The organism is Sphingobacterium sp. UBA7249 (genome assembly GCF_002472835.1).
GTDB classification, from domain to species: Bacteria; Bacteroidota; Bacteroidia; order Sphingobacteriales; family Sphingobacteriaceae; genus Sphingobacterium; species Sphingobacterium prati.
On the sequence record NZ_DKST01000025.1, the window covers coordinates 141,468 to 166,561 of the forward strand.

The 25,094-nt window shown below is 40.5% G+C and carries 19 protein-coding genes; 11 read left to right on the forward strand and 8 right to left on the reverse strand.

Features of this window, described 5'->3' with window-relative positions:
* Positions 1-115: 115 nt before the first annotated feature.
* From B4A24_RS17190 to B4A24_RS17205, 4 genes are all read right to left on the reverse strand, one after another.
* Complete coding sequence (locus B4A24_RS17190) at positions 116-1,462, reverse strand: anaerobic C4-dicarboxylate transporter (protein WP_293946295.1); 1,347 nt, start codon at positions 1,460-1,462, stop codon at positions 116-118.
* Positions 1,459-2,871: an aspartate ammonia-lyase gene (aspA, locus tag B4A24_RS17195; RefSeq protein WP_349681740.1), complete on the reverse strand. Its 1,413-nt coding sequence runs from the start codon at positions 2,869-2,871 to the stop codon at positions 1,459-1,461. Before aspA ends, B4A24_RS17190 begins: the two co-directional genes overlap by 4 nt.
* A 7-nt stretch (positions 2,872-2,878) precedes the next feature.
* Positions 2,879-4,159, reverse strand: coding sequence for a dicarboxylate/amino acid:cation symporter (locus B4A24_RS17200; RefSeq protein WP_293946297.1), 1,281 nt, complete (start codon positions 4,157-4,159; stop codon positions 2,879-2,881).
* A 127-nt stretch (positions 4,160-4,286) separates the two neighbouring features.
* A complete protein-coding gene (locus B4A24_RS17205; protein WP_293946298.1) occupies positions 4,287-5,339 on the reverse strand; it encodes a type II asparaginase in 1,053 nt (350 codons plus the stop codon).
* A 265-nt stretch (positions 5,340-5,604) separates the two neighbouring features.
* Here B4A24_RS17205 and B4A24_RS17210 point away from each other — a divergent pair, with 265 nt between their 5' ends.
* Entirely contained in the window at positions 5,605-6,819 is a 1,215-nt protein-coding gene (locus tag B4A24_RS17210; RefSeq protein WP_293946299.1) for an acyltransferase family protein, read from the forward strand.
* A 101-nt stretch (positions 6,820-6,920) separates the two neighbouring features.
* Complete coding sequence (gene rpsO, locus B4A24_RS17215; protein ID WP_046674145.1) at positions 6,921-7,199, forward strand: 30S ribosomal protein S15; 279 nt, start codon at positions 6,921-6,923, stop codon at positions 7,197-7,199.
* A gap of 111 nt (positions 7,200-7,310) precedes the next feature.
* On the opposite strand, the gene B4A24_RS17220 is transcribed toward rpsO, so the two are convergent.
* The gene (locus B4A24_RS17220) at positions 7,311-7,970 is read right to left on the reverse strand and encodes a DUF6266 family protein (protein ID WP_293946300.1); all 660 of its coding nucleotides are present in this window, start codon (positions 7,968-7,970) and stop codon (positions 7,311-7,313) included.
* Positions 7,971-8,612: 642 nt separating this feature from the next.
* Here B4A24_RS17220 and pnp point away from each other — a divergent pair.
* The 3 genes from pnp to B4A24_RS17235 all read left to right on the forward strand — a co-directional run bounded on the left by pnp (position 8,613) and on the right by B4A24_RS17235 (position 13,374).
* Positions 8,613-10,799, forward strand: coding sequence for a polyribonucleotide nucleotidyltransferase (gene pnp, locus B4A24_RS17225; RefSeq protein ID WP_293946301.1), 2,187 nt, complete (start codon positions 8,613-8,615; stop codon positions 10,797-10,799).
* 92 nt (positions 10,800-10,891) lie between these two features.
* Positions 10,892-11,344 (forward strand): hypothetical protein, encoded by a 453-nt coding sequence (locus B4A24_RS17230; protein WP_293946302.1) that lies wholly within the window; start codon positions 10,892-10,894, stop codon positions 11,342-11,344.
* Positions 11,345-11,559: 215 nt separating this feature from the next.
* Positions 11,560-13,374: an alpha-L-fucosidase gene (locus B4A24_RS17235; protein ID WP_293946303.1), complete on the forward strand. Its 1,815-nt coding sequence runs from the start codon at positions 11,560-11,562 to the stop codon at positions 13,372-13,374.
* Positions 13,375-13,447: 73 nt separating this feature from the next.
* On the opposite strand, the gene B4A24_RS17240 is transcribed toward B4A24_RS17235, so the two are convergent.
* Both B4A24_RS17240 and B4A24_RS17245 read right to left on the reverse strand, forming a co-directional pair.
* Positions 13,448-13,774: a DUF493 domain-containing protein gene (locus tag B4A24_RS17240; protein ID WP_293946304.1), complete on the reverse strand. Its 327-nt coding sequence runs from the start codon at positions 13,772-13,774 to the stop codon at positions 13,448-13,450.
* A gap of 77 nt (positions 13,775-13,851) precedes the next feature.
* Entirely contained in the window at positions 13,852-16,134 is a 2,283-nt protein-coding gene (locus B4A24_RS17245; protein WP_293946305.1) for a GH92 family glycosyl hydrolase, read from the reverse strand.
* Positions 16,135-16,277: 143 nt separating this feature from the next.
* Between B4A24_RS17245 and B4A24_RS17250 the strand changes: the two genes are divergently transcribed.
* The gene (locus B4A24_RS17250) at positions 16,278-17,288 is read left to right on the forward strand and encodes a LacI family DNA-binding transcriptional regulator (protein WP_293946306.1); all 1,011 of its coding nucleotides are present in this window, start codon (positions 16,278-16,280) and stop codon (positions 17,286-17,288) included.
* On the opposite strand, the gene B4A24_RS17255 is transcribed toward B4A24_RS17250, so the two are convergent.
* Positions 17,278-17,691 (reverse strand): methionine-R-sulfoxide reductase, encoded by a 414-nt coding sequence (locus B4A24_RS17255; RefSeq protein ID WP_293946436.1) that lies wholly within the window; start codon positions 17,689-17,691, stop codon positions 17,278-17,280. The genes B4A24_RS17250 and B4A24_RS17255 overlap by 11 nt on opposite strands.
* A gap of 391 nt (positions 17,692-18,082) precedes the next feature.
* Between B4A24_RS17255 and B4A24_RS17260 the strand changes: the two genes are divergently transcribed.
* From B4A24_RS17260 to B4A24_RS17280, 5 genes are read left to right on the forward strand one after another with little or no spacing between them, the layout of a single operon-like run.
* Positions 18,083-19,345, forward strand: a complete 1,263-nt coding sequence (locus B4A24_RS17260) for a cytochrome c3 family protein (protein ID WP_108635999.1) — start codon at positions 18,083-18,085, stop codon at positions 19,343-19,345.
* A gap of 37 nt (positions 19,346-19,382) precedes the next feature.
* Positions 19,383-22,397, forward strand: coding sequence for a TAT-variant-translocated molybdopterin oxidoreductase (locus B4A24_RS17265; protein WP_293946307.1), 3,015 nt, complete (start codon positions 19,383-19,385; stop codon positions 22,395-22,397).
* Between the two features lie 29 nt (positions 22,398-22,426).
* Entirely contained in the window at positions 22,427-23,911 is a 1,485-nt protein-coding gene (gene nrfD, locus B4A24_RS17270) for an NrfD/PsrC family molybdoenzyme membrane anchor subunit (protein ID WP_046674137.1), read from the forward strand.
* Between the two features lie 6 nt (positions 23,912-23,917).
* Entirely contained in the window at positions 23,918-24,454 is a 537-nt protein-coding gene (locus tag B4A24_RS17275) for a DUF3341 domain-containing protein (RefSeq protein ID WP_104385006.1), read from the forward strand.
* Entirely contained in the window at positions 24,438-25,076 is a 639-nt protein-coding gene (locus B4A24_RS17280; RefSeq protein WP_409456468.1) for a c-type cytochrome, read from the forward strand. The genes B4A24_RS17275 and B4A24_RS17280 overlap by 17 nt, the downstream gene beginning before the upstream one ends.
* The last annotated feature ends 18 nt before the right edge of the window (positions 25,077-25,094 follow it).

Genomic DNA, 25,094 nt, shown 5'->3' on the forward strand with positions numbered 1-25,094 from the left:
GGTACTTTTTCACTATTATTGGCGCAATTTTTAAAATAAAAAAGATCCCCATTTTGGCCTAGACCAAAATGGGGATCTTTTTTACAGGTTATCTGTATAAGGTGCCGATTTTTAATTACAAAATCAAGCTACTCAATAAAAAGGCGGCTCCGACGGTTACGATAACGGCGACAAAACCGGGTAGTAAAAAACTATGATTTATTACAAATTTTCCAATTTTGGTGCTTCCAGTCCGATCAAAGTCCATTGCTGCTACTAATGTTGGGTAGCCTGGTAGTAGAAAATCTCCATTCACAGCCGGGAACATGGCTAGTAAATGTGGGCTAGAAATCCCAAGTGCGATACCTATAGGCATCATTGTTCTCGTGGTCGCAGCTTGGCTAAAGGTGAGTGCCCCCATCAGAAATAACGCAAAAGCAAAAGTCCAAGGATGTGATGCAACGATATCACGAAAGGTGTGTTCTATCAGTGCTTCATTTGAAGCCATAAATGTCGAGCTCATCCAAACTACTCCCAAAACAGAGACGACCGCTGTGGCCATTGAGGTAAATAAACTTGCTTTTGCAACCTCAAGTGCTGGAGTTTTGGTCGCTAATAAAATACAGGCTGAGGCGGTCAACGTGATCATGATAATAAGTGTTGTGAGGTTGATCTGGCCGCTCGAAGTAACGCTGAAACCAGCTTCGCCGCCCACATGTGGGATAATCGCCGGAAAGGCACCAAAAAGAATAATGAGTAGAATGGCAGCTCCAAAAATCGCAACAGCTGTTTTTGCTCCTGGCTTTAAGTTTGAAATACCCTCGCTATTTTTTAAGGGAGGTCCATCAATGGAGTTCGCAAAAATGGGATCTTTCATTTTCTCCAAAAATTCGGGATCTTCATTCAGTTCTATCCCTCGTTTACGTACAAATAATGCACTTGCAAGAATACCAATCAGACAAGAAGGGATACAAACGAGCATGATATCTATTGCGGCTGAAGAATAGGCCAGAACAGCGGCTAACGAGGCGGTAGCAGCACTCATGGGGCTTCCGGTAAGCGATAAATGTGAAGCAATAACGGAAACAGTTAATGGTCTTTCTGGACGGATTCTTTTCTTAGCTGATACTTCGGAAATAATCGGAAGTAAGGAATATACAATATGGGCTGTTCCTGCAAAAAGACATAGAAAATAAGTTGTAAAAGGGGCTATGAAGGTAATATGATTGGGGTTCTTACGGATGATCTGCTCTGCAAGTGCTACTAAATACTGTAAACCGCCAGCTGCCTGTAGTGTGGCAGCTGTGGTTACAATTGCCAGAATAATCAATAATACAGCAACTGGGGGATCGGTGGGCGGCATTTTGAAGACAAAAACAAAAATCATCAATCCGACCATTCCCATAATACCCAGTCCAATGCCTTTCATCCTAGATCCAATAAGGATCATTACCAATAGGATAATAAATTCAACAATGATCATTTTGTAATGAATTTAGGGTCGATGAGATTATCAATTGAATAGATCTCATCCCATTTGGACTGACTAATCAATTTACGTTCATTAACCACAATATCATGGATGGATCTGCCTGTTTTTAAAGCTTCTTTAGCAATAGAAGAACATTCTTCATAACCTAGGATTGGATTTAATTGCGTCACAATCCCAATACTGTTCATGACCAACTGCATGCTATGTTCGCGGTTTGCAGTAATGCCTTTTATACATTTTTCTCCCAGTGCGGCACAGGCTTTACTTAAATATTCTAGCGATGTAAATAATGCAAAACCAATGACAGGTTCCATAACATTTAGCTGCAATTGTCCAGCTTCGGCAGCCATGGTGACCGTCAGGTCTGCACCGATTACATAAAAGCAGGTCTGATTCATCAGTTCTGGCATTACGGGGTTAACTTTACCGGGCATAATCGAAGATCCTGGCTGCATGGCCGGAAGGTTAATTTCGTTAAAGCCACAGCGTGGGCCACTACTCAGCAGACGGAGATCGTTACTAATTTTGCTTAATTTGATCGCACTTCGCTTTAGCGCGCCACTAAGTTGTACAAAAGCTCCCGTATCGTAAGTTGCTTCAATTAGATCTGCCGCGAGGATCACAGGGATACCACTTATTTCAGCAAGGTGTTTTACGCAGAGTTCGGAATAGCCTTCGGGGGCATTTACTCCAGTTCCGATTGCCGTAGCGCCCATATTCACCTCTAAAATCAACTTTTCTGCTTCTCGCAGACGCATTACATCCTCACCGATAGTAGTTGCAAAGGCGTTAAACTCTTGGCCAAGAGTCATTGGTACAGCATCCTGCAATTGGGTACGGCCCATTTTCAACACATCTTTGAATTCTTTTCCCTTGTCATAAAAGATATGCTGTAATTGTTCCAGTGAATCAGCAAAGGCATCAATTTTTAAATAAATTGCCATCCGAAACGCTGTGGGGTAAGCATCATTCGTGCTTTGTGACAAGTTTACATCGTTATTAGGATGCAAATGTTGATAATCACCCTTGGCATAGCCCATATGCTCAAGGCCAAGATTAGCAATTACTTCATTGGCGTTCATATTTGTAGAAGTACCCGCACCACCTTGTATCATATCGCTGATAAACTGATCAGTAAATTCGCCAGCAATTAAGCGGTCACAGGCATAAATGATTGCATCTGCTTTTTCAGTACTCAATATTCCTAAATCTCTGTTTGTCATGGCTGCAGCTTTTTTTACATAACCAAAGGCTTTGATAAAAAGCGGTTCATTCCCGATAGGAATACCGGTAATGTCAAAATTTTCTTTGGCACGGGCTGTTTGTACGCCATAGTAACAGTTGTCATTAATTTCTTTTTCTCCAAGAAAATCATGTTCAATGCGCGTTTTATTCATAATGTACGTTTTAAGGATTTAATTTATCAATCGGTATTTGTTTGTCAACGATAAGGGAGATCATGCCGTCGCCCGTAACATTCACAACTGTTCTTAACATATCTAAAGGCCTATCAATCGCAACAATCAGAGCTATCGCTGCAGGATTTACATTGATGGCTTCTAATACAATAATTAAAGTCATAATGCCTGCCCCAGGAACTGCTGCTGCGCCAAAACCAGCAAGTGCAGCAGTAAATATAAGAGTGATCTGCGTTGAGAAATCTAAGTGGTGGCCTGTTACTTGCACAATAAATATAGCTGCAACAGTCTGATATAATGTAGTGCCATCCATATTAATTGTTGCGCCAACAGGAATTGTAAAATTGCTGACCTCGGGCCTGATTTTTAGTCCTTCCTGGACACATTTTAGTGTTACAGGTAACGATGCTGCGGCCGAACTCGTTGAAAAGGCAATCAATTGTGCGGGAATCATCGCTCTAATGAAAGTCAAAGGTGATGTCCCTCCCAAATACTTTACGAGAACCGGATAAATGACATATAATAATAAAAATAAACCAAGGCCAATGATTACCGTAAGGCCATAAACACCCAGTGCTATAAAAATGTCTGATGATGGGGCCTCCACGATAAGTAATGTCATTAAAGAGAAAACCCCGAATGGGGTCACATACATGATCATACCCACAATTCTTAAAATAATTTCATTACAATCGTCAAAGAATTGCTTCACGACAGATTTTCGTTTATCCGTAATGATGAGTAGTGCTGATCCGAATAATAGAGCGAAAAAAATGACCTGCAACATGTTTGCATTTGAAGATGCAGCGTCGAAGATATTATCGGGTACGATATTAACCAATGGAGAAAGTGGGCCGCTATAGACAGTATTGGTATGTTCGATTTCATTGTCAGAGCTTGACGTATAGTCCGTGATTAGTTTGGTTCGGGTGTCCTCGGAGACGAATAGGCCTGGTCGAATAAGGTTGACGACTATTAAGCCTACCGCTATGGCAATAAATGTGGTAATTATGTACCAGATAAAAGTACGCTTTCCAATTTTTGAAAAACTTCCCATATCTTTCAAGTCAGAGATACCTTTAACGAGCGAAGTGAAGATAAGCGGAACTGCGATTAATTTTAAGGAGTTCATAAACATGATACCCCAAGGTTTAATCCAGTTTATAGCAAAAGACTTTCCTTCTGCTCCAAATTGAACTATTAGTGCTCCCGAAAGTATTCCGAATCCTATTCCGATAATGATTTTCCAATGGTCAGCTATTTTTCTCATTTTTTATGATGATTGAAATAAGAATTGGGAGTTTTCGGACTCCATAGAGGATATTTGAGTGATTCTTTTATACCGTACTCATTTGCTCTGCGAAGCGGTCGTACGATATAAAAGAGTCAGTTGGATTTTAAAACTCAAAGAAATACTGTTGCAATTGTTTCTTATCTGTGGTTTGAGTTAAGCCGAGCATCAGTAGAATACGGGCTTTTTGTGGGCTAAGGTCGTCAGCAACAATTGTTCCTAGTTTGGCATCATCTGTTTCGTCCAATAATGTTACCCGGCCACTGATAATTCGTGAAGCACGTACAACAGTGATTCCATTCTTTACAGCTTCGCTTACGGCGGCTGTATTAGCTTTGTTCAGATTCCCATTACCCAATCCTGCCGTAATAATTCCCTTTACCTTGGCAGCTGCATAAGCATTTATTCCTGTTGCAGGAGCATCTGCAAACAATTCCACCACGGCTACTTCAGGAAGTGAGGTCAATCCAGTTATATCAAAAGGAGTACTTTTATTTGTCTTACGTAATTGAGTTTGGTACATGACAACCTCTCCATCGTATACCTGACCAATAGGTCCAGAATTTGGCGCAGAAAAAGCGCTGACATGTGTTGTGCTGGTTTTAGCAACGTCCCGCGGCGAAAAGATGTTTTCGCTAAATGCCAATAACACGCCGCTATGAGCAGTTTCTTTGGCAGCTGCAACCACAACAGCATCATAAAGGTTTTTGGGTCCATCAGCACTCATGGCTGTAGCAGGGCGCATTGATCCGGTAACTACGACAGGTTTATCGTAACGTACTGTTAGGGACAGGAAATATGCAGTTTCTTCTTGTGTATCGGTACCGTGAGTAATGACTATACCATCAGCTTCGTTGTTTTTAAAAATTTCATTGATACGTCTATTAAGTTTCACCCATATGTCTACAGACATATCTTGGCTACCTACATTAGCAATCTGCTCTCCCGTAATTTCTGCGACTTTCTCTATTCCGGGAACAGCCGCAATCAGATCACCAATAGGTAATTCTCCCGCGGTATAAGCAGATCGATTTGCTGACGCTCCTTGACCGGCTATGGTACCACCTGTAGCTAATATTTTTATTCTTGGAAGCCGTTGTGCGTTTACGGTGAAGGTGGTCAATACGGCCACTAAAAACGATAGAATTACTTTCATCATAAGAATAATAATTTGATAATATTTAAAATTGAATTATTATATAAGCTTTTGGCAAAAAAATTATATAATAATATTGGATAATAACAACAGTGAGTTTTTTTGTTTGCGTTATATTTTTGATTGAGATCAAAATAAATTTAGACAGTAAAAATTTGATATTGGATAGAAATTAGGTTTTAGAATTCCTGTTTATGCCATTATTATAAATATTGTGCATAAAAATGAATTCGTTAATACCTATATTTACGAGCTAATCACTTAATTTATGATGAAACAACGCTATTATTCCTTGGATGTGTTTCGTGGAGCGACTGTGGCGCTGATGATTATGGTAAATAATCCCGGAACCTGGGCGCATATGTTCGCGCCGCTGAAACATGCAGCCTGGCATGGTTGCTCACCAACGGACTTGGTTTTTCCATTTTTTCTATTTGCTGTGGGGAATGCCATGTCCTTTGTGGTCCCTCGATTGCAAGAAGCTGGTCCCGCAGTTTTCTGGAAAAAAGTACTTAAACGTACTATCTTAATATTTGCCATAGGACTTTTTATTAATTGGTGGCCTTTTATTAAATGGGAGGGGGCAGAACTCGTTTTTAAACAATGGGTTGACCCTAACGACCCAAGTCGTGGGATTCGTATCCTTGGCGTATTGCAACGTATTGCCATCGCGTATTGTTTTGCATCTATAATAGCATATTATTTTAAAGAGAAAGCGATTATTTGGATTTGCACTAGTATTTTATTGCTGTATTGGGGTATTTGTGCGATGGCTGGGGGAGCTGATCCATATAGTTTAGCAGGATGGTTTGGAACTAAATATGACATCGCTATTCTGGGGCTGCCGCATGTTTATAAGGGAGAGGGCGTACCTTTTGACCCCGAAGGATTGATGAGTACCTTACCAGCAATAGTGCAGGTCGTGTTTGGTTATTTGGTGGGTGTATTTATCAAAAAGCAAGGCCAGGTAGATTGGCTATGGTCTAAAGTATCTGCTTCAAACGAGCCTCATTTTAAGTTGTTGTCTGGGATGTTTGTTACAGGTTTTATGCTTTTGGTTTTGGCTTGGATCTGGGCACTCGGTTTTCCGATCAATAAAAAGATCTGGACAAGTTCGTATGTCCTTTATACAACAGGGCTTGCTACAATGACTCTTGGCGGTATGATCTGGTTTATCGAAGTGCAGGGCGTCAAAAATAAATTGACTCAATTTTTTGATGTTTTTGGCAAGAATCCTTTGTTTATATTTGTGTTGAGTGGAATTTTACCACGTTTGTTGGGATTATTCCGCATCCAGGATGGATTAAAGGAGGATGGATCACAGAAATATATAGATGCCTTCGGTTGGTTTTACAAATATGTCTGTGCCGAAGTACCTGGTATCCCTGAAGTTGGTTCTTTTGTGTATTCGCTGTGCTTTCTGACACTCATGTGGGTGATTTGTTACTGGCTTGACAAGAAGAAAATATATGTAAAAGTGTAGTGGAATTGAATAAGTTAGGAGCGAAATTTGTTCATCTCAAAAAAAACACTACCTTTGCAGGCAATTAATAAATTTTTTAACGCTTTAATATTATTCAAGAGATGTATTTAAGTAAAGAATACAAAGCTGATATCTTCGCAGAATTTGCTGGATCAGCTACAAACACAGGATCTACAGAAGGTCAAGTTGCTTTATTCACCAAGAGAATTGCTCACTTAACTGAGCACTTGAAAAAGAACAGAAAAGATTTCGGTACACAACGTGCCCTACAAATGTTAGTAGGTAAACGTCGTTCATTATTAGCTTATCTTTACAAAAAAGATATTAACCGTTACCGTGCGATCATTAAAGGTCTGGGTCTACGTGATATTATCAAATAAGCTTTTGTACAAAGGTTTTTAGGAAAGCCATCCAGATTTTGGATGGCTTTTTTTATGAAATATCTCGTCTTAGGCATTATAAATATATGATAGTGTCATTAATAGCTATAGTCACACCTTTATCTTCCCCAAGTGCAGGCTGTCTGTATTACCTCCACCATAGCTCTCTACAAAAAATATATACACTTCATAAGTCGCTTCCTTTCTATGCTCTGGAATATTAACGTCTTGTTTGCCAGATATTAAGCTATTTTTCGAGTCGTTCATCAAAAGTGGATATTCAACCCCATTATCCGCTGGGTTATATAGGAGTAAGAAGGAATCGTAAGACCTTGTGTCAAATTTTTTCTCTAGATAGGTGTCATATTCCCAAGTAACCTGAAGCACGCCGTTTTCTTGATCGAAATCCATCGTGTAGGAAGTGATGGGATTGGGGCTTCCTTTGGCAATCATAAATTTCTGCCAGTCAACCACAAAACCGTCTCCTTCCTGGATAAGTGCTTCGTTCAAATTATAAGACATAGCGACATCGTATGCCCGCCTTGGATAGCTATACGCCTTATAACCTATCTTGATGATCGAATTTAACAGGCTAATATGCGACCGCACAATCTTGAAGCGTGTTCTACTGAGCAGCTGTTCAGGCGTAGGCGCTCGTTTTTTAACGCGCGGGAGAGAACGCACATAATTTCCTGTTTTCGTTAACACAAACACAACGGAACCTGCCTTCCCAGAAACAGTTCCATTAACGCCATTTTTGATGATTGCCATAACTAACTGATTATAATGTGGATAGTTAAGATAGGCATTAAAGCCGAAATATCCTAATACCAGATTATACCTAATAACAATTTTCAATCAATTTTTAGACAGTAATCAGTCATTGGTTATTCAGTCTATACTGAGTTATCACTGAGCAAATACTGAACGAGCACTGAACAAGTACTGTGAAAAGTCCTAATTTGATCACTAGTTGATCCTAATGCTGTCCCCTAAAAATTAAAAGAGGAAAAAAGGGAAGGTGCTACGCTTGTGTAACGAAAATACCCAAATTTAAAATCACAATTTCTGGCTTGATAAGTTAATCTGTTGGTAGGGTTAACCTCCAGCTGATCTAAGCATTATTAAAAGTACCCAAGGCCCAGTCTTTTCTGAATGGGCCGTTGTTATTCGGAAAATGTTCAAAAAATAGCACATATAAAAGCACGCGAAGGTGCTTTTTTTTAGCAAATTTTCAAAGAATGACGACAGTTGCATAACCTCCCTGTGGCCTTAGTATTGGCTTTACGTATTTAGCTAACCGTTAATTGCATTAATCTTAATATTTTAATTTACCTTTGTGCTGAAATCTAACGTATTTAAAATATAGGCCCGCTGCCAACAAGATGAAAAGCGTGTCAAAAACAAGATTAAATGAATTACAACGAAATTAAAACAACCATCGATATGGGTAATGGCACCCAGATCGAATTGTCTACAGGAAAATTGGCAAAACAGGCTGATGGAGCTGTAGTATTAAAACAAGGTGATACGATGTTGCTAGCAACCGTCGTTTCTGCCAAAGAAGCTAAATCCGGTGTTGATTTTTTACCACTTTCAGTAGATTATCAAGAAAAATATGCGGCTACTGGCCGTATCCCAGGTGGTTTCTTACGCCGTGAGGCTAGGTTATCAGACTATGAAGTATTGATTTCTCGTTTGGTAGACCGTGCATTACGTCCATTATTCCCTGAAAACTATCACGCAGATACACAAGTTGCCATCAGCTTGATTTCTGCAGATAAAGATATTATGCCTGATGCTTTGGCAGGCTTAGCGGCATCTGCTGCAATTGCAGTATCTGATATTCCTTTCAATGGTCCTATCTCAGAAGTTCGTGTAGCGAAAATTGATGGTCAATTGGTCATCAACCCAAAATTATCAGAGCTTGAAAATGCAACTTTAGAATTTATCGTTGCCGGTTCCGCGCAGGATATCGGTATGGTCGAGGGTGAAGCGAAAGAAATTTCGGAAGCTGAAATGGTTGAAGCAATCGCTTTTGCTCACGAAGCAATCAAAAAGCAAGTGGCTGCTCAGGTAGAATTAGCTAATTTAGTTGGTAAAACAGTAAAACGTGAATATAATCACGAACCTGAAAACCTTGAATTGAGAGATTCCATTTTTGCTGCAACTTATGATAAAGTATACGCAATTGCAAAATCGGCTTCTGCAAAACATGAGCGTTCGGAGAACTTTGCAAAAATTGCGGAAGAATTCAGAGCGACAATGCCTGAGGAGTTGGATGATGATACCGCATTCTTATTCAAAAAATATTTCCATGATGTTCAGTATGATGCTGTCCGTAATCTGGTTTTGGATGAAGGTATGCGTTTGGATGGCCGTGATGTGCGTACCGTACGTCCGATCTGGTCTGAAGTGGATTATTTGCCAGCGGCACACGGTTCGGCCGTATTCACTCGTGGTGAAACACAGTCATTGACTTCGGTTACTTTAGGCGCTAAAGACGACGAGCAAATGATTGATGGTGCTTTTATCAACGGTTATAACAAATTTATCCTTCACTATAACTTCCCTGCGTTCTCTACAGGTGAAGTAAGACCAAATAGAGGTCCTGGCCGTCGTGAAGTTGGTCACGGTAACCTGGCGATGCGTTCATTGAAACAGGTTTTGCCTGCAGATAGTGAAAATCCTTATACAATCCGTGTAGTTTCCGATATTTTGGAATCTAATGGTTCGTCTTCTATGGCAACAGTATGTGCCGGTACATTGGCTCTTTTGGACGCTGGTGTGAAATTAAAAGCTCCAGTATCTGGTATCGCAATGGGATTGATCTCTGATGAGAAAACTGGTAAATATGCCATTTTATCAGATATCTTGGGTGATGAAGACCACTTAGGTGATATGGACTTTAAGGTAACTGGTACTGAAAAAGGTATCGTGGCTTGTCAGATGGACTTAAAAATCAACGGTTTGAAATGGGAAGTGTTGACACAAGCTTTAGACCAAGCTAAAGAAGCACGTTTGCATATCTTAGGTGAAATGAAGAAAACTATTTCTGCACCTCGTGAAGACTACAAACCACATGCGCCGCGTATCGTTCAATTGTTGATCGATAAAGAGTTTATTGGTGCTGTAATCGGCCCTGGTGGCAAAATTATCCAAGAAATGCAACGTGAGACTGGTGCGACAATCTCCATTGAAGAAGTTGACAATAAAGGTGTTGTTCAGGTATTCGCTGATAACAAAGCTGCGATTGATGATGCTGTTGGCCGTATCAAAGCGATTGCTTCTAAACCTGAAATTGGTGAAACTTATGAGGGTAAAGTAAAATCTATTATGCCATTTGGTGCATTCGTAGAGATTATGCCGGGTAAAGATGGTTTATTGCACATCTCTGAAATCGATTGGAAACGTCTTGAAACAATGGACGGTATCTTCAAAGAAGGTGATAGAGTGACGGTTAAATTATTGGATATTGACAAACAAGGTAAAATGAAACTTTCTCGTAAAGCTTTATTGCCTCGTCCTCCAAAAGAAGATAAACCAAAACAAGATAAGCCAAATGGCGAAGCTCCAGTAGCTGGTGCCGGTCAAGAATAAGCTTGTTCTTTAACTAAATATAGAAAAGCCCGCTGAATAGCGGGCTTTTTTTGTGCACTAAATTTGATTAACTTGGTGCTATACTTTTAATTATGGTCCGAATATATTGTTTTCTATTTTTGTCGGTATTATATCGGCCGGTTGTGGCGCAGGTACCAAAAAATGCTGATACAAGCCATATCTATACGGCCGTGGATATTTTTCTTGCCCCGAAGGAGGGAATGAATAACTTTGAGATCCGTTGGCTAAACTATCTAAACGAAGCTAAGCGGGAAGGCCGGTTGGACAAAGCGATCCATGCTGATCATATATTTGAGGTACTCGTCACAAAAAACGGGGCCCTAATGGACAGGGGAAACGGTTCTAAAGATCTCGTTCTACTTGATTTTCTAAGAATGCAAAAAAGATGGAGTCCGGGGATTCAATCGGGACGCCCGATATGTTATCTTTTGAAACTCAAAGTTCCGAAAGAGTTGTTTGATAAGGTAAAGATGGAAGAGCTGGCTGTTCGTGATGATTTGGTCAAGCAGGAACTTCTTAGGTAGATAAAGTATTTGTCTGGGCAGCTGCAAAAATCGAAAATAATACTATTTTAGTGTCGAATCCAATGATTGATAAACCATTCGCCGTGCGATTCGTCTGGAAAAATTTTTCGCGCCCCAATTTGTATAATCGAGACGAGTTGCCTGCACCCTTTCCGGACAGAGGATTGGGACCATTAGGTATGATAATCGTAGGTATAAACCGTAAATTTTAAAGTATGATAAATTTAAGAATTTCAAGAAGTAACTTATGGGCACTAATGATTTTAACCTGTGTTGTTATACCTATTCAGCTGCGTGGGCAGACGATGGATGAAATGTGGGATAATCGTTCCTCAGAGAAGGAAAATAGCAATATTCAATGGTTTAAAGATGCTAAGTTTGGACTGTTTATCCATTGGGGGCTGTACTCGCATTTAGGGGGAGAGTGGAATGGGAAACGTTATTATGGCAGTGGTGAATGGATTATGAACCAGGCTAAAATTCCGGTAAAATCATATGAGGAAGCGGCGCGATCTTTTAATCCTGTAAATTTCAATGCTGAGGAATGGGCGCAGCTGGCAAAAGATGCTGGAATAAAATATGTGGTGATCACGGCCAAACATCATGAAGGATTTGCCATGTATGATTCAAAAGTAAGTAGATTCGACATTGTTGATGCGACACCTTACAAAAAGGATCCGATGAAGGCGCTTGCCAAGGCTGTTGGCAAACAAGGTATCCCCTTTGGTTTTTATTATTCGCAATTTCAGGATTGGCACGATCCCAATGGAGGTAAAAATACTTGGGATTTTGATGAAACAAAAAAAGACTATCAAAAATATTATCGGGAAAAAGCCGTTCCTCAGCTTAAAGAGCTTATGACGAATTACGGCCCCTTGGGAATTGTATGGTTCGATACGCCCGGTGGAATGACAAAACAAGAGACACAGCTGTTTGTGGAGGGATTACGTTCATTACAACCGAAAAGTTTATTTAGCAGCAGAGTGGGGCATGGCTTGGGGGATTATAAGGATTACGGTGACTCGGAGATGCCAGCTCAACCTATGGGAGGAGCCTGGGAGTCGATCTACACGCATAATGACTCCTGGGGATATATCAGACATGATCTGAACTTTAAGACTCCCGATATCATCGTTCATCTGTTGGCCGAAGCGGCATCAAAAGGGGGCAACCTGATGTTGAATGTGGGACCGGATGGCACGGGGCGTATTCCAGAATACTCAACTAAATTTTTACGCGAAACGGGAAAATGGTTGAAAGAGAATGGGGAGAGTATTTATGGTACCACGCAAGGTCTTATCCCGCAACAGCCCTGGGGAGTGAGCACTTCTAAACCTGGAAAACAGTTTCTACATGTTTGGAATAGACCCTTGAATGGCAAATTATTGGTGCCAGAAATGGATGTCCATGTTACGAAAGCCTATGCTTTGGTCGGAGGGCAGCCCGTAAAATGGGAAAAGAAAGGAAAGGACATTGTGATTGACCTGCCGACTTTGGCCCCAGATGCCATCAATACAGTATTTGTCGTAGAATATAGTGGGCCTTCACCTCGCTATGATGCGAAGGCGCCCATTATTGTCTCCAACCAATTTAAAGAAAACATCATCTATGCGGCAGCGGCTCAAACAAAAGGAAATGCCAGGATAGAAAACTTAACTTATAGTCATTATTATGGTGATTGGAAGCATACCACTTGTGTGGTGGGGATCAAAGATAACAGTACTGATCAAGCTGTATTTCATGTTCGGGTAGTGGAGCCCGGAGATTATCAAGTTGTGCTTGAATATGCCTGTGAGCCGGGAAATGCAAATCAGGAAGGGGTATTGCTGATAGATGGTCAGGAGTTTTTCTTTCGGACACTGCGCACTTCAAATTTCGATAAAAAATATCCCCTACCTTTTATCAGGCACACGGTAGCGACATTATCATTCGATCAGGTTGGAGCGTATGAGTTAAAGATCAAACCACTGATGGGAAAAGAAGAATTATTCAAACTTAAGGCGGTCCAGGTCAACCCCGTAACTTGGTAAATTGACCATTTACATCGAAGGCAATCGTTTTATTGGACTCAATCATGTTATAAAAAAGAAAGNNCTTTCTTTTTTATAACATGATAACACCTTTTATTTTCGCTACTTCTTTGTAGAAGTAAATGACTTGATCTGCATCTTTTACATTTAGACTGACCGTAATCGAGGTGTATTTACCTGTCTTGGAATCCTTGAAATCAAATCGTGCATCCGTATCATCAAATACGCGTTGAATCTGATTGAAATGATCCTGATCTTTCGGTAAGATAAACTTATAGGTATAGTCTTTTGGGAAGGTTTCCAAGTCTTCTAATCTTTCTTTGAAAGTATCATAGAAGTCTTTTGGATTTTCGCCCCCATCAGGGATGTCTTGTATGTTGATGTTTTTGTAATCTGCCATTTTTTGTTCTCCTTAAATTTATATAATAAGGTATTAACAAATATTAATCCATGAATGTTTTGCTGACAATTTTTCAGTTAATTATTGTCAACGCTAGCTGGTCTATCTGCTTTGTTCTTGCCAAAATTTTTATTTGGTGTCGCACTCATTTCAATTTCCATTTGACCGCCTTGCAATAACTGTGCATGCGTAATAAAAGTCTTTGTATAAGGCTTTCCATCTAACTTAATGGATTTGATGTATTGGTTTGCTTTGCCTTGGTTTTTAACGTTAATTGCTAGGGTTTTACCATTTGGTAAATTAACGTTAGCATGTTCCATCATCGGTGAACCAAATACATAAACTCCACTCATCGCATTCAACGGGTAGAACCCCATTGCTGAAAAGACGTACCATGCGCTCATTTGCCCGACGTCATCATTCCCACAGAGCCCCGCTGGAGTATTTGTGTAAAACTCAGTCATCGCTTTACGCGCTAACGCTGCACCTTTCCATGGCTGTCCTGCGTACGCATACAAATAAGGGATATGGTGATTGGGTTCGTTGCCTTGCGCATATTGCCCGATCAATCCCGAGATATCTGGTGAAGCTTCGCCGCCCAAATCCGAGGACATTGTTGTAAAGTAGTCCAATTTTTTCAAAAATTGCTGTTCACCACCAAAAAGATTGATCAAGCCTGTCACATCCTGCGGTACCAACCAAGTGTATTGCCATGCATTACCTTCACAGTAATCATTTTCACGGTGCTTAGCCATTAGCGGATCAAAAGGGCGGCGGAAGTCGCCATTAGCTTTTCTGCCGACAAAGTGGCCAACTTCTTTATCAAAGTATTGCTCGTAAAGCTTATAGCGTTTTTTGAAATAGGCAGCGTCTTCGATTTTACCAAGTTTCTCTGCTATTTTATAAGCACCAAAATCAGCGATGGCATATTCCAGTGCCCAAGCGACCGATTCGTTCGGCATGCTGTCAATAGGGATATAGGTCAGGTCACGTGCGTATTTTAGGCCGTGATCATTGCCCATTGCTGTGGTCTTGACAGCTTCCCATACTAAAGGATAATCTTTCTCGTCAATGATTCCTTTTAAGAATGCATCGGCAATCACCGGAATAGCTGGCAGGCCAACCATTGTATTGGTTTCATTACCCTGCAGATGCCACATCGGTAATTTCCCCTGCTGTTGATAGATGGCAAGCATTGTCTTGATAAAATCCTGATTGATCTTACGGTCCTCAAGGATGGTCATCAAAGGATGAAGCCCGCGATAGGTGTCCCATAAGGAGAATACGGTGTGATTGACAAAATCTTGTTTTTCGTATACTTGTTTATCGGTACCCATATAATCCCCATTTGCATCGTTGAAAATCGTGGGCGCGAAGTAAGTATGGTATAGCGCTGTGTAAAAGATTGTTTTGGTATCCTTATCTGCTTCAAACTGGATCTTGTTTAAGGTCTTGTTCCAGCGTAGATCTGCCTCTTGTTTTACTTTTTCAAAATTCCAGCCCGCAATCTCGGCATTGATGTTATTTAACGCATTGGTAGAGCTAACTGGCGAAATACCAACTTTCAGTTCAATATTTTTATTTTTAGCTGCATCGAAGAAAAGCGCCGCTTTGATTGCTTGTCCCTTGAACGTGGTCTGACCAAGTTTTTCTTCTTTGCCATCAAAAAATCGAACTTTCTGAATAGGCTGCGAAGTTCTTATGGCGAAGTATAGTTTTTGATCAGTTGCCCAACCGGTAGAAAAGCGGTAACCAACGAACGTGGAATCGTTTATTTGTTTAATATAGGTATCTGTCGGTTTATCCCAGTTGATATGATAGCCCAGATCCACCAAAATATGTGCATTGTCTGTTTTTTCGTAACGATATTGATGATAACCGACACGTTCCGTTGCTGTTAGATTCGCCTGGACCTTATAGTCATCCAGATACACACTGTAGAATCCGGGTTTAGCGATTTCATTTTCTTTTTTGAAAGATGAACCATAGCCCGTATTCATTTTGTTGAATTCTGCTGGCGTTAATTGCAGTTTGCCATTCGCCGGAACAATCATAAGATCATTTAGATCGCCAATACCTGTTCCACTCAGATGCGTATGTGTAAAACCTAATATTTCCTGACTTTTGTAATTATATCCACTGCACCAATCCCAACCATTGAATTTGTCCCAAACCTGTGGTATCTGAGTTGGTCCAAGCTGTACTGCACCTAAAGGTACATTGGCTCCGACAAAGACGTGTCCGTGGTCCGCTGAGCCAATAAAGGGATTGACATATTGTGTTAAATTTTGTTGAGCTTGAACGCAAAATGGTAAAATTAGCGTGCCCAACACTGTTGTGATAAGTTTATTTCCTGTCATAGGTGTTGTATTCGGGTGTTTGAAACTGCCTAAAATTAGTAAATAAAACCTTTTAGCGCAATTTTATTATTATTTTAGTAAATTGTCGTTAAATTTTTTACTTTAGTAATCTTCGAAATAAAAACTTAACAAACCTACTCTACATGAAGAAACGTATTCTGATCAGTGATATCGCAAAGGCATTGGGAATTTCTGTAACTACAGTCTCCTTTATTTTGAATGACAAGGCGAAAGAGAAGCGTATCAGTGAAGCGCTGACCAAGCGCGTATTGGATTATGTCAAGAAAGTAGGATATAAGCCGAATGAATTGGCGAAAAGCTTGCGCACCGGAAAAACCAAGATTTTGGGGCTGATTATCGAAGATATCTCGAACCCATTTTTTGGAAATATCGCCCGTCTGATCGAAAGCAAGGTCTACGAGCAGGGATACCGCATTATCTATTGTAGCACAAATAACGATGTAGACAAGGCGAGGGAGTTAATTCAGATGTTTTACGACCGTCAGGTCGATGGCTTTATTATTACACCATCAGATGGTTTGGAAGATACTGTTAAGCAATTGCAGCAAAGTAATATACCTGTTGTACTCTTTGACCGCTATTTTCCAGGATTGGAAACGGACTATGTCGGGGCGGACAATTTTCAGGGAGCTTTTGATGCCACCGACCATCTGTGTCAGCAAGGATATAAACGTATTGGCTTTGTTTCCTTATATTCGGACCAGACGCAGATGAAAGAACGCTCAGACGGTTATCTGAAGGCAATGGATAACAATAAGCAACAAAGCTTCATTCAGAAAATTCAGATGGATGCATCGGATGAGGAGGCAATGGACTCCCTGAAAGATTTTATCTGTGAGAATCGCTTGGATGCTGTGCTATTTTCAACTAATTATCTGGCAATTTCTGGTTTGAAAGCATCAAAGAAATATAATTTTGTTATGCCTGCTATGATTGCCTTCGATGATCATACTGTTTTTAAATTGCTGGAGCCTTCCATCACTGTTGTCTCTCAACCGATCAAGGAGATCGCAGAAAATCTGATTAATATACTTTTGCTTCGGCTGCAGGGCAAAATAAAAGCAACACGTAAGATGGTGTTGCCTTGTGAATTGAAAATTCGTGAGTCGACTAAAGCAAAGGTTACGCTATAGTATCCGCAACGAATTTCATCGAAATCGAGTTGACGCAATGGCGTGTGTTTTTCGCTGTGAAGCCTTCTCCGAGAAAAACATGCCCCAGATGCGCACCACATTCACTGCAGAGTATTTCTGTACGACGACCATCCGCATCCGTAATTCTAGTAATAGCGCCAGGGATCTCGTCGTCAAAGCTCGGCCATCCACAGCCAGATTCGAATTTTGATTCCGAACGGTACAGTGGACTGTCGCAACGCCTACAAATGTAGGTTCCTTTCACTTTATTGTCCAAAAGTGCTCCCGTAAAAGGACGCTCCGTCCCTTTGTGTACAATCACATATTCCTCTTCTTTGCTTAACGGGTTGTGTTTTTTATTCGTTTCCATTTTGTTTTCTGTTTGTGTTCTTCTTCCTGACAGCTAAAGCTGCGAGCAGGATGCTGTTACGTTAGCGATAGTATCGGATTTTGATCCCCATAAAGTTACGGAATTAATATCAAATAGTGTTTTTTCTGACCTTAAATAGGCTTGATATTCAGGTATTTTAAATTGTCATAGTAATGTCTTATATTTGATTGAATGTCGTAATGAAAAGTTGTAGCAAAAGAACTACTTTTTACTATAATAGTGATTTCACGGTGGTTTAAACGCAATTGTTTAGAATGATTATAAATTGATATTAAAGGTCACAAAATTGTCAGCGATTTATTAATAAATCATACTTTTGTGGCATTGTTAAGGGGGTAGTGGCTCCTTTAACCATGGGATTTAATTTTTTACATTCACAAATAAATAGTATAAAGTGCTAAATATGAGAACTATCTCATCCGTTTTGGGAAGCCTTGCGAGGGTGGTGTCAACGAGTTTGATGCTATTATTTGCCGTTACGACGTTGCATGCGCAAGATGTCAAGGAAGGTGAAAAAATCTTCAAATCTAAGTGTACATCCTGTCACGCCATTGACAGAAAAGTAGTTGGTCCTGCATTGAAAGGAGTTCCAGATACAAAATCTGAAGAATGGTTGATTAAATGGATTCGCAACTCTCAAGCTCTAATTGCTTCTGGTGATGCCGAAGCGGTTAAAATCTTTGAAGAGTACAACAAGTCTGTGATGACTTCTTTTACGGATTTATCTGATGATCAGATTAAATCGGTAATTGCGTTTATCAAGGATGCTTCAGTTGAGAAACCGAAAGATGCTGCTACAAGTGGCGCAGCTGCAAAGGATGATAACGCGTCTATGTTCATGATTTTGGGCTTGATCGCAGTTGTTGTTTTAGCGGTTGTAGTGATCGTGGTGTTGAACCGTGTGATCCGTACCTTAGAAAATGTAATTGCTAAGAATCAGGAAGCTATTGCTGCGCAACAAGAACCTGAAGACAATCAACGTTTTGTGAAGTTTGCAAAGGCATTCGTTAAAAACAAAAAATTGGTTGGATTCACCGTGTTGATGCTTGTTGCTTTGTTAGCAGTAGGTGGTTGGAAAACGATGTGGAACGTAGGTGTTCACGAAGGTTACAAACCTGTTCAGCCTATTAAGTTCTCACACCAAATCCACGCTGGTGTAAATAAAATTGAGTGTCAATACTGTCACGGTGGTGCATTTAAATCTAAAAATGCTTCTATTCCATCGGCTAACGTCTGTATGAACTGTCACAATACAATTACAGCTTCTGAGCATTATGATGGCGAGATCTCTCCAGAAATCGCGAAGATCTACCGTGCGCTAGATTGGAATCCTGAGACACGTACTTATGGAAATAATCCAAAACCAATTCAATGGGTTCGTATTCATAACTTGCCTGATTTCGCTTACTTCAATCACTCACAACACGTTGTGGTAGCAGGAGTAGAGTGTCAGACTTGTCACGGTCCGATCCAGAATATGGAAGAAGTATACCAATACTCACCATTGACAATGAAGTGGTGTGTGGATTGTCACAAAAAGACGGATATCAAATCAGATAATAAATATTATGAAGATTTGATCAAGGCACACGAAAGAATTAAGAAAGGTGAGAAAATGACTGCAGCCATGATCGGTGGTCTTGAGTGTGGTAAATGTCACTATTAATAATTATTTGAAATACGCAATCTTATATACAGCTTAAATGGATAGCAATAAAAAATATTGGAAAGGTTTGGAAGAGTTAAATCAAACTCCTGCTTTCGTTGAGGGAAGCAAGGGTGAGTTTGCCGAATCTATTCCTGTAGAAGATGTATTAAATGAAGCTGGCTTGAGTACTAAAACTCCTCGCCGTGACTTCTTGAAAGCATTAGGTTTTGGTTTGGGTGCTGTTTCTTTAGCGGCTTGTAACCGTACTCCTGTGCATAAGGCAGTTCCTTATTTGATTAAGCCTGAAGAAATAACGCCAGGTATTCCTAACTACTATGCTTCGACATTCAATGGTCAGAGTATCTTGGTTAAAACGCGTGAAGGTCGTCCAATCAATGTTGAGCCTAACCCGAACGCAATTGGTTTGAACCAAGGTTTGGATTCAACTACCGCTGCTTCAGTATTGGATTTATACGATGAGTCTAAATTGAAACAGGCACAATTGAAAGGTCAAGATGTAGAGTGGTCTAAATTGGATGGGGAAGTTGTTAAAGCATTAACTGCAGCTGCATCTTCTGGTAAACAAATTACGATCGTTTCGAATACAGTAAACAGTCCTTCAACCTTGGCAGCAATCGCTGCTTTCGCAACGAAATTCCCTACAGTTAACCACGTACAATACGATGCCGTTTCTTACAGCGGTATTATCGAGGCAAATAAAGCTTCTTTTGGTAGAGCTGTAGTTCCTTCATACAATTTTGATAAAGCAAATATTATTGTTTCAGTTGCTGCTGATTTCTTAGGAACTTGGTTGGCAGGTGAAGAACATACACAACAATACGCTAAAAACCGTGACTACAAATCATTGAAAAATGGAAAAATGTCACGTCACGTACAATTTGAATCCGGTCTTTCGATGACGGGTACAAATGCGGATGCACGTATCGCTATCAAACCTTCAGAAGAAGGCGCAACTTTAATCGCTTTATATAATGCAATCACTGGTCAATCACTGGCTGGTGCGACTGCAAACAAAAAAGCACAAAAAGGTGTAGCATTAGCTGCAAAAGAATTGGTGAACAGCAAAGGCGCAGCTGTTGTTGTTGCTGGTTCAAATGATGTGAATGTTCAGGTATTGGTCAATGCAATCAACGTTGCATTGGGCGCTTACGGTACAATCATTGATTTAGATAACTACTCTAAACAATATCAAGGTTCTGATTCATCATTCCAAGCATTCTTGGCAGCTGCTAAGGGTGGACAGGTAGGTGCTGCGTTCTTCTTGAACAGCAACCCTGTTTACGACTACTTCAAAGCAGAGGATGTAAAAGCCGCATTGAAACAAATTCCTTTTACCTTATCATTCGCGCAACGTGCTGATGAGACTGCTTCGGAATTGACAGCGATCGCTCCTGCAAGTACTTTCTTAGAGTCTTGGGGTGACGCAAATCCGAAGGAAGGTTTGTATTCAATCGTTCAACCAACAATCAATCCTGTCTTCCAAACGCGTCAAGTTGAACAAAGCTTGTTGACTTGGGCAGGAAACACAACGGATATGTACAACTTCGTTAAGAACTTGTGGTCTACACAAATCTTAGCTGGTTCTACAAAAACTTGGGATGCTGTATTGCAAACTGGTTTTGAATATAAAGGTGCTAAAGCTGCGACTGCTCCTGCCTTTACAGGAAATGCCGCTGCTGCCGCTTCAGCAATCGAAGCTTCGAGCAAATCAATCACTGGTGAGTTTGAATTGAAACTTTACGAACCTTCTGCTCTTCGCGATGGTCGTTACGCAAACAACGCTTACTTACAGGAATTGCCTGATCCAGTATCTAAAGTAACTTGGGACAACTATGCTGCCCTAAATCCAAAAGATGCTGAAAAACTAGGCTTAGGTGAAGATGGTAAAGTAACTGTAAAAGCAAATGGTGTTGAATTGGAATTGCCTGTTGTACAACAACCAGGTCAAGCACAAGGAACCATTTCAATTGCTGTAGGTTACGGTCGTACTAAAGTTGGTAAAGCAGGTAATGAAGTTGGTAAAAACGCATTCCCATTTGCTTCTATTATCAACGGTACTGTTCAAGGTGTTGCAAAAGCAACTGTAGCGAAAGCTTCTGGAACTTACCAATTGGCACAAACACAAACACACCACACAATCGAAGGTCGTAACGTGATTCGTGAGACTACGTTTGCGAAATATTTGAAAGATCCTAACTCTGAGGCGGGACGCTTTACAGATAATCACAAAACGTACGATTTGTGGAACAAATATGAGCAACCAGGTCACAAATGGGTGATGGCGATCGACTTGAACGCATGTACAGGTTGTGGTGCTTGTATCGTTGCTTGTAACGTAGAGAATAACATCCCTGTTGTAGGTCGTGATGAGGTTCGTCGTCGTCGTGAGATGCACTGGTTACGTATTGACCGTTACTATACAATCGAAGGTAAAGATCAAGATCTTACAAAAGAGAAAGAAATTGCGAAAGCTTCAGCTGAATTAGATTTCGAAGATATCACTGTTGTTCACCAACCAATGTTGTGTCAGCACTGTGGTCACGCACCTTGTGAAACGGTATGTCCGGTATTGGCAACAGTACACTCTTCAGAAGGTCTGAACCATATGGCTTACAACCGTTGTTTCGGAACACGTTACTGTGCGAACAACTGTCCGTTCAAAGTACGTCGTTTCAACTGGTTCGCATACTGGAATGATTCACGTTTTGACAACTACTTGAACAATGAGTTCACACAATTGGTCTTGAATCCAGATGTAGTGACACGTTCACGTGGGGTAATGGAAAAATGTTCAATGTGTATCCAACGTATCCAAGCAGGTAAATTGCAAGCTAAGATCGAAAATCGCAAAGTGAAAGATGGCGATATCCAAATGGCTTGTCAACAAGCATGTTCGGCAAATGCAATCATCTTTGGTGACGCGAATGATCCAGAATCAGAAGTATCCAAAGCATTGCGCAACGAGCGTGTTTATTACGTACTTGAGGAAATCAATGTTCAACCGGGTATCGGTTATATGACAAAAGTTAGAAACACTTTTGAGGCGTAATCTTGTACAATATTTGAAATAAAATTACTATGTCATCGCATAACGAATCAATATTAAGAGAACCATTAATGACCGGTAAAGACATCACGTATGCAAAAATTACGGATGATATCTTACTACCGGTTGAAAATAAACCTAATAAAGCATGGTGGATTGGTTTTACCGTTGCTGTATTGGGAGCTTTATTATGGGTAGTTAGCGTTAGTTATACCTTTTGGACAGGTATCGGCGCTTGGGGTCTGAATAAAACTGTAGGCTGGGCTTGGGATATCACCGACTTCGTATGGTGGGTTGGTATCGGTCACGCGGGTACGTTGATTTCAGCTGTATTATTAATTTTCCGTCAGAACTGGCGTAACTCAATCAACCGTTCCGCAGAGGCGATGACGATCTTTGCGGTAATCTGTGCGGCTACTTACGTTGTCGCTCACATGGGTCGTCCTTGGTTGGCTTATTGGATTTTCCCACTTCCAAATCAATTTGGATCACTTTGGGTAAACTTCAACTCTCCATTGGTATGGGATGCGTTTGCGATCTCAACATACTTCACCGTATCCTTAGTATTTTGGTACTGTGGTTTGTTGCCAGATATCGCGACTATCCGTGACCGTGCTACTGGATTAAAACAAAAGATTTATTCTGTATTATCATTCGGTTGGAATGGTTCAGTTAAGACTTGGCAACGTTTTGAAATCGTGTCATTGATCTTGGCGGGTATTTCAACACCGCTGGTACTTTCTGTACACACCATCGTATCCATGGACTTTGCAACTTCGGTTATTCCTGGATGGCACACGACGATCTTCCCCCCATATTTCGTGGCAGGTGCGATCTTCTCGGGTTTTGCGATGGTACAGACTTTATTGTTGATCTTACGTAAAGTAATGAACTTTGAAAACTACATCACGATGTTCCACATTGAGTCGATGAATATCATCATCATGACAACAGGTTCTATCGTGGGTGTAGCTTACTTAACAGAGTTGTTCATCGCGATGTACTCTCGTTCAGAATACGAAATGTATGCTTTCGAGAACCGTATGTTGGGTCCATATGCATGGGCATACTGGTCGATGATGACTTGTAACGTAATTTCTCCACAGTTATTCTGGTTCAAAAAAATCCGTACAAGTATTCCGATCTCATGGATCTTATCTATCGTGGTAAATATCGGTATGTGGTTTGAGCGTTTCGTAATTATCGTGACTTCATTGCACCGTGATTACTTGCCTTCATCTTGGGCAATGTTCTACCCAACTTGGACAGACGTGGGTATCTTTGTAGGTTCAATTGGATTATTCTTTACGTTATTCTTGTTGTTCTTACGTTTCTTGCCAGGTATAGCAATTGCCGAAGTTAAATTGTTGTTGAAATCATCATCATTACAACATAAAACTAAATTGGCTCAGGAAGGTGCATTCCCTGAAGAGCAAGTTAAGTACTTCCAAGAATCATTGGAGAAATATGATTCAGTGACAGAAGAAGAGATTAAAGAATTATCAGTTAGAAAATAATCAGCAATGAGCAATACAAAATATATATTAGGTAGTTTTGCGGATCCAGATGACATGATGCATGGGATCGACAAATTGCAAGCAAACAATATAAGTATTTATGACTGCTTTACTCCGATGCCTATCCACGGTATCGAAGCGAAGTTAGGTGTGAAACCTTCTCGCTTGCCTATCGCAGCATTTTGCTTTGGAGCATTGGGAACGACATTAGGGTTTAGTTTATTGTATTATACCATGGTATACGATTGGCCAATGAATATTGGTGGTAAACCATCTTTTGCAATGCCAAACTTTGTTCCTGTAACATTTGAGGTTACCATCTTATTGTGTGCTTTGGGTATGGTTGCGACATTTTTCTTCCGTAACCACCTGTTTCCAGGACGTGCACCACGTGTGATGGACTTGCGCGCGACAGATGATCGTTTCATCCTTGCAGTAGATGCCAAAGAAAATGCAGATCACGCTTTGATCGATAGTTTATTGAAAGAAGCTGGTGCTGTTGAAGTTAAGTACAATGATAGAAAATATGTTAGCTATGAATAAGAAGAATTTACTTGGAACTGTATGCGCAGCTGTAGCATTAACAGCACTTGTTTCTTCTTGTGGTGATAAAACAACTCGTAGTACAGGTTTGGAATTTTCCCGTAACATGTACGATCCGCTTGCGTTCAATCCGGATCAACCTAACGCGAATTTTGCTGATGGAAAAACAGCGCAAACTCCGCCAAAGGGTACAGATCCAATTGGATTCACTCGTTTCGAGTATGCCAATACATTAGAGGAGTACGAACGTGCGGGACGGGAAGTTAAAAATCCTTTGGTTGTCAATGCAGAAAACCTTGAAAAAGGAAAAGCATTGTTCACCACTTACTGTTCGGTATGTCACGGACCAGAAGGTAAAGGGGATGGACCACTGACGAAAGATCGTAGTGTAACTGATTCTAGAGGTACCCGTCAATTAGAGAACTTTCCGCCGCCACCGTCTTATCATAGAACAGATGCGGCAAACTCTTCGAGAGGTGGTTTGATGGCTGACTTGACAGATGGTAAAATCTACCATACGATTTATTACGGACACAACTCCATGGGATCGCATGCATCGCAATTGTCTCCAGAAGAGAGATGGAAAGTTGTTATGTATGTTCACGAATTACAAAAGAAATAATCTAACATCAGATATATA

Excerpts from the sequence above, each read along its gene's own strand:
- B4A24_RS17190 (WP_293946295.1), bottom strand. The coding sequence starts at position 1,462 with ATGATCATTGTTGAATTTATTATCCTATTGGTAATGATCCTTATTGGA.
- B4A24_RS17200 (WP_293946297.1), bottom strand. The coding sequence starts at position 4,159 with ATGAGAAAAATAGCTGACCATTGGAAAATCATTATCGGAATAGGATTC.
- B4A24_RS17205 (WP_293946298.1), bottom strand. The coding sequence starts at position 5,339 with ATGATGAAAGTAATTCTATCGTTTTTAGTGGCCGTATTGACCACCTTC.
- B4A24_RS17210 (WP_293946299.1), top strand. The coding sequence starts at position 5,605 with ATGATGAAACAACGCTATTATTCCTTGGATGTGTTTCGTGGAGCGACT.
- rpsO (WP_046674145.1), top strand. The coding sequence starts at position 6,921 with ATGTATTTAAGTAAAGAATACAAAGCTGATATCTTCGCAGAATTTGCT.
- B4A24_RS17220 (WP_293946300.1), bottom strand. The coding sequence starts at position 7,970 with ATGGCAATCATCAAAAATGGCGTTAATGGAACTGTTTCTGGGAAGGCA.
- pnp (WP_293946301.1), top strand. The coding sequence starts at position 8,613 with ATGAATTACAACGAAATTAAAACAACCATCGATATGGGTAATGGCACC.
- B4A24_RS17230 (WP_293946302.1), top strand. The coding sequence starts at position 10,892 with ATGGTCCGAATATATTGTTTTCTATTTTTGTCGGTATTATATCGGCCG.
- B4A24_RS17235 (WP_293946303.1), top strand. The coding sequence starts at position 11,560 with ATGATAAATTTAAGAATTTCAAGAAGTAACTTATGGGCACTAATGATT.
- B4A24_RS17240 (WP_293946304.1), bottom strand. The coding sequence starts at position 13,774 with ATGGCAGATTACAAAAACATCAACATACAAGACATCCCTGATGGGGGC.
- B4A24_RS17245 (WP_293946305.1), bottom strand. The coding sequence starts at position 16,134 with ATGACAGGAAATAAACTTATCACAACAGTGTTGGGCACGCTAATTTTA.
- B4A24_RS17250 (WP_293946306.1), top strand. The coding sequence starts at position 16,278 with ATGAAGAAACGTATTCTGATCAGTGATATCGCAAAGGCATTGGGAATT.
- B4A24_RS17260 (WP_108635999.1), top strand. The coding sequence starts at position 18,083 with ATGAGAACTATCTCATCCGTTTTGGGAAGCCTTGCGAGGGTGGTGTCA.
- B4A24_RS17265 (WP_293946307.1), top strand. The coding sequence starts at position 19,383 with ATGGATAGCAATAAAAAATATTGGAAAGGTTTGGAAGAGTTAAATCAA.
- nrfD (WP_046674137.1), top strand. The coding sequence starts at position 22,427 with ATGTCATCGCATAACGAATCAATATTAAGAGAACCATTAATGACCGGT.
- B4A24_RS17275 (WP_104385006.1), top strand. The coding sequence starts at position 23,918 with ATGAGCAATACAAAATATATATTAGGTAGTTTTGCGGATCCAGATGAC.
- B4A24_RS17280 (WP_409456468.1), top strand. The coding sequence starts at position 24,438 with ATGTTAGCTATGAATAAGAAGAATTTACTTGGAACTGTATGCGCAGCT.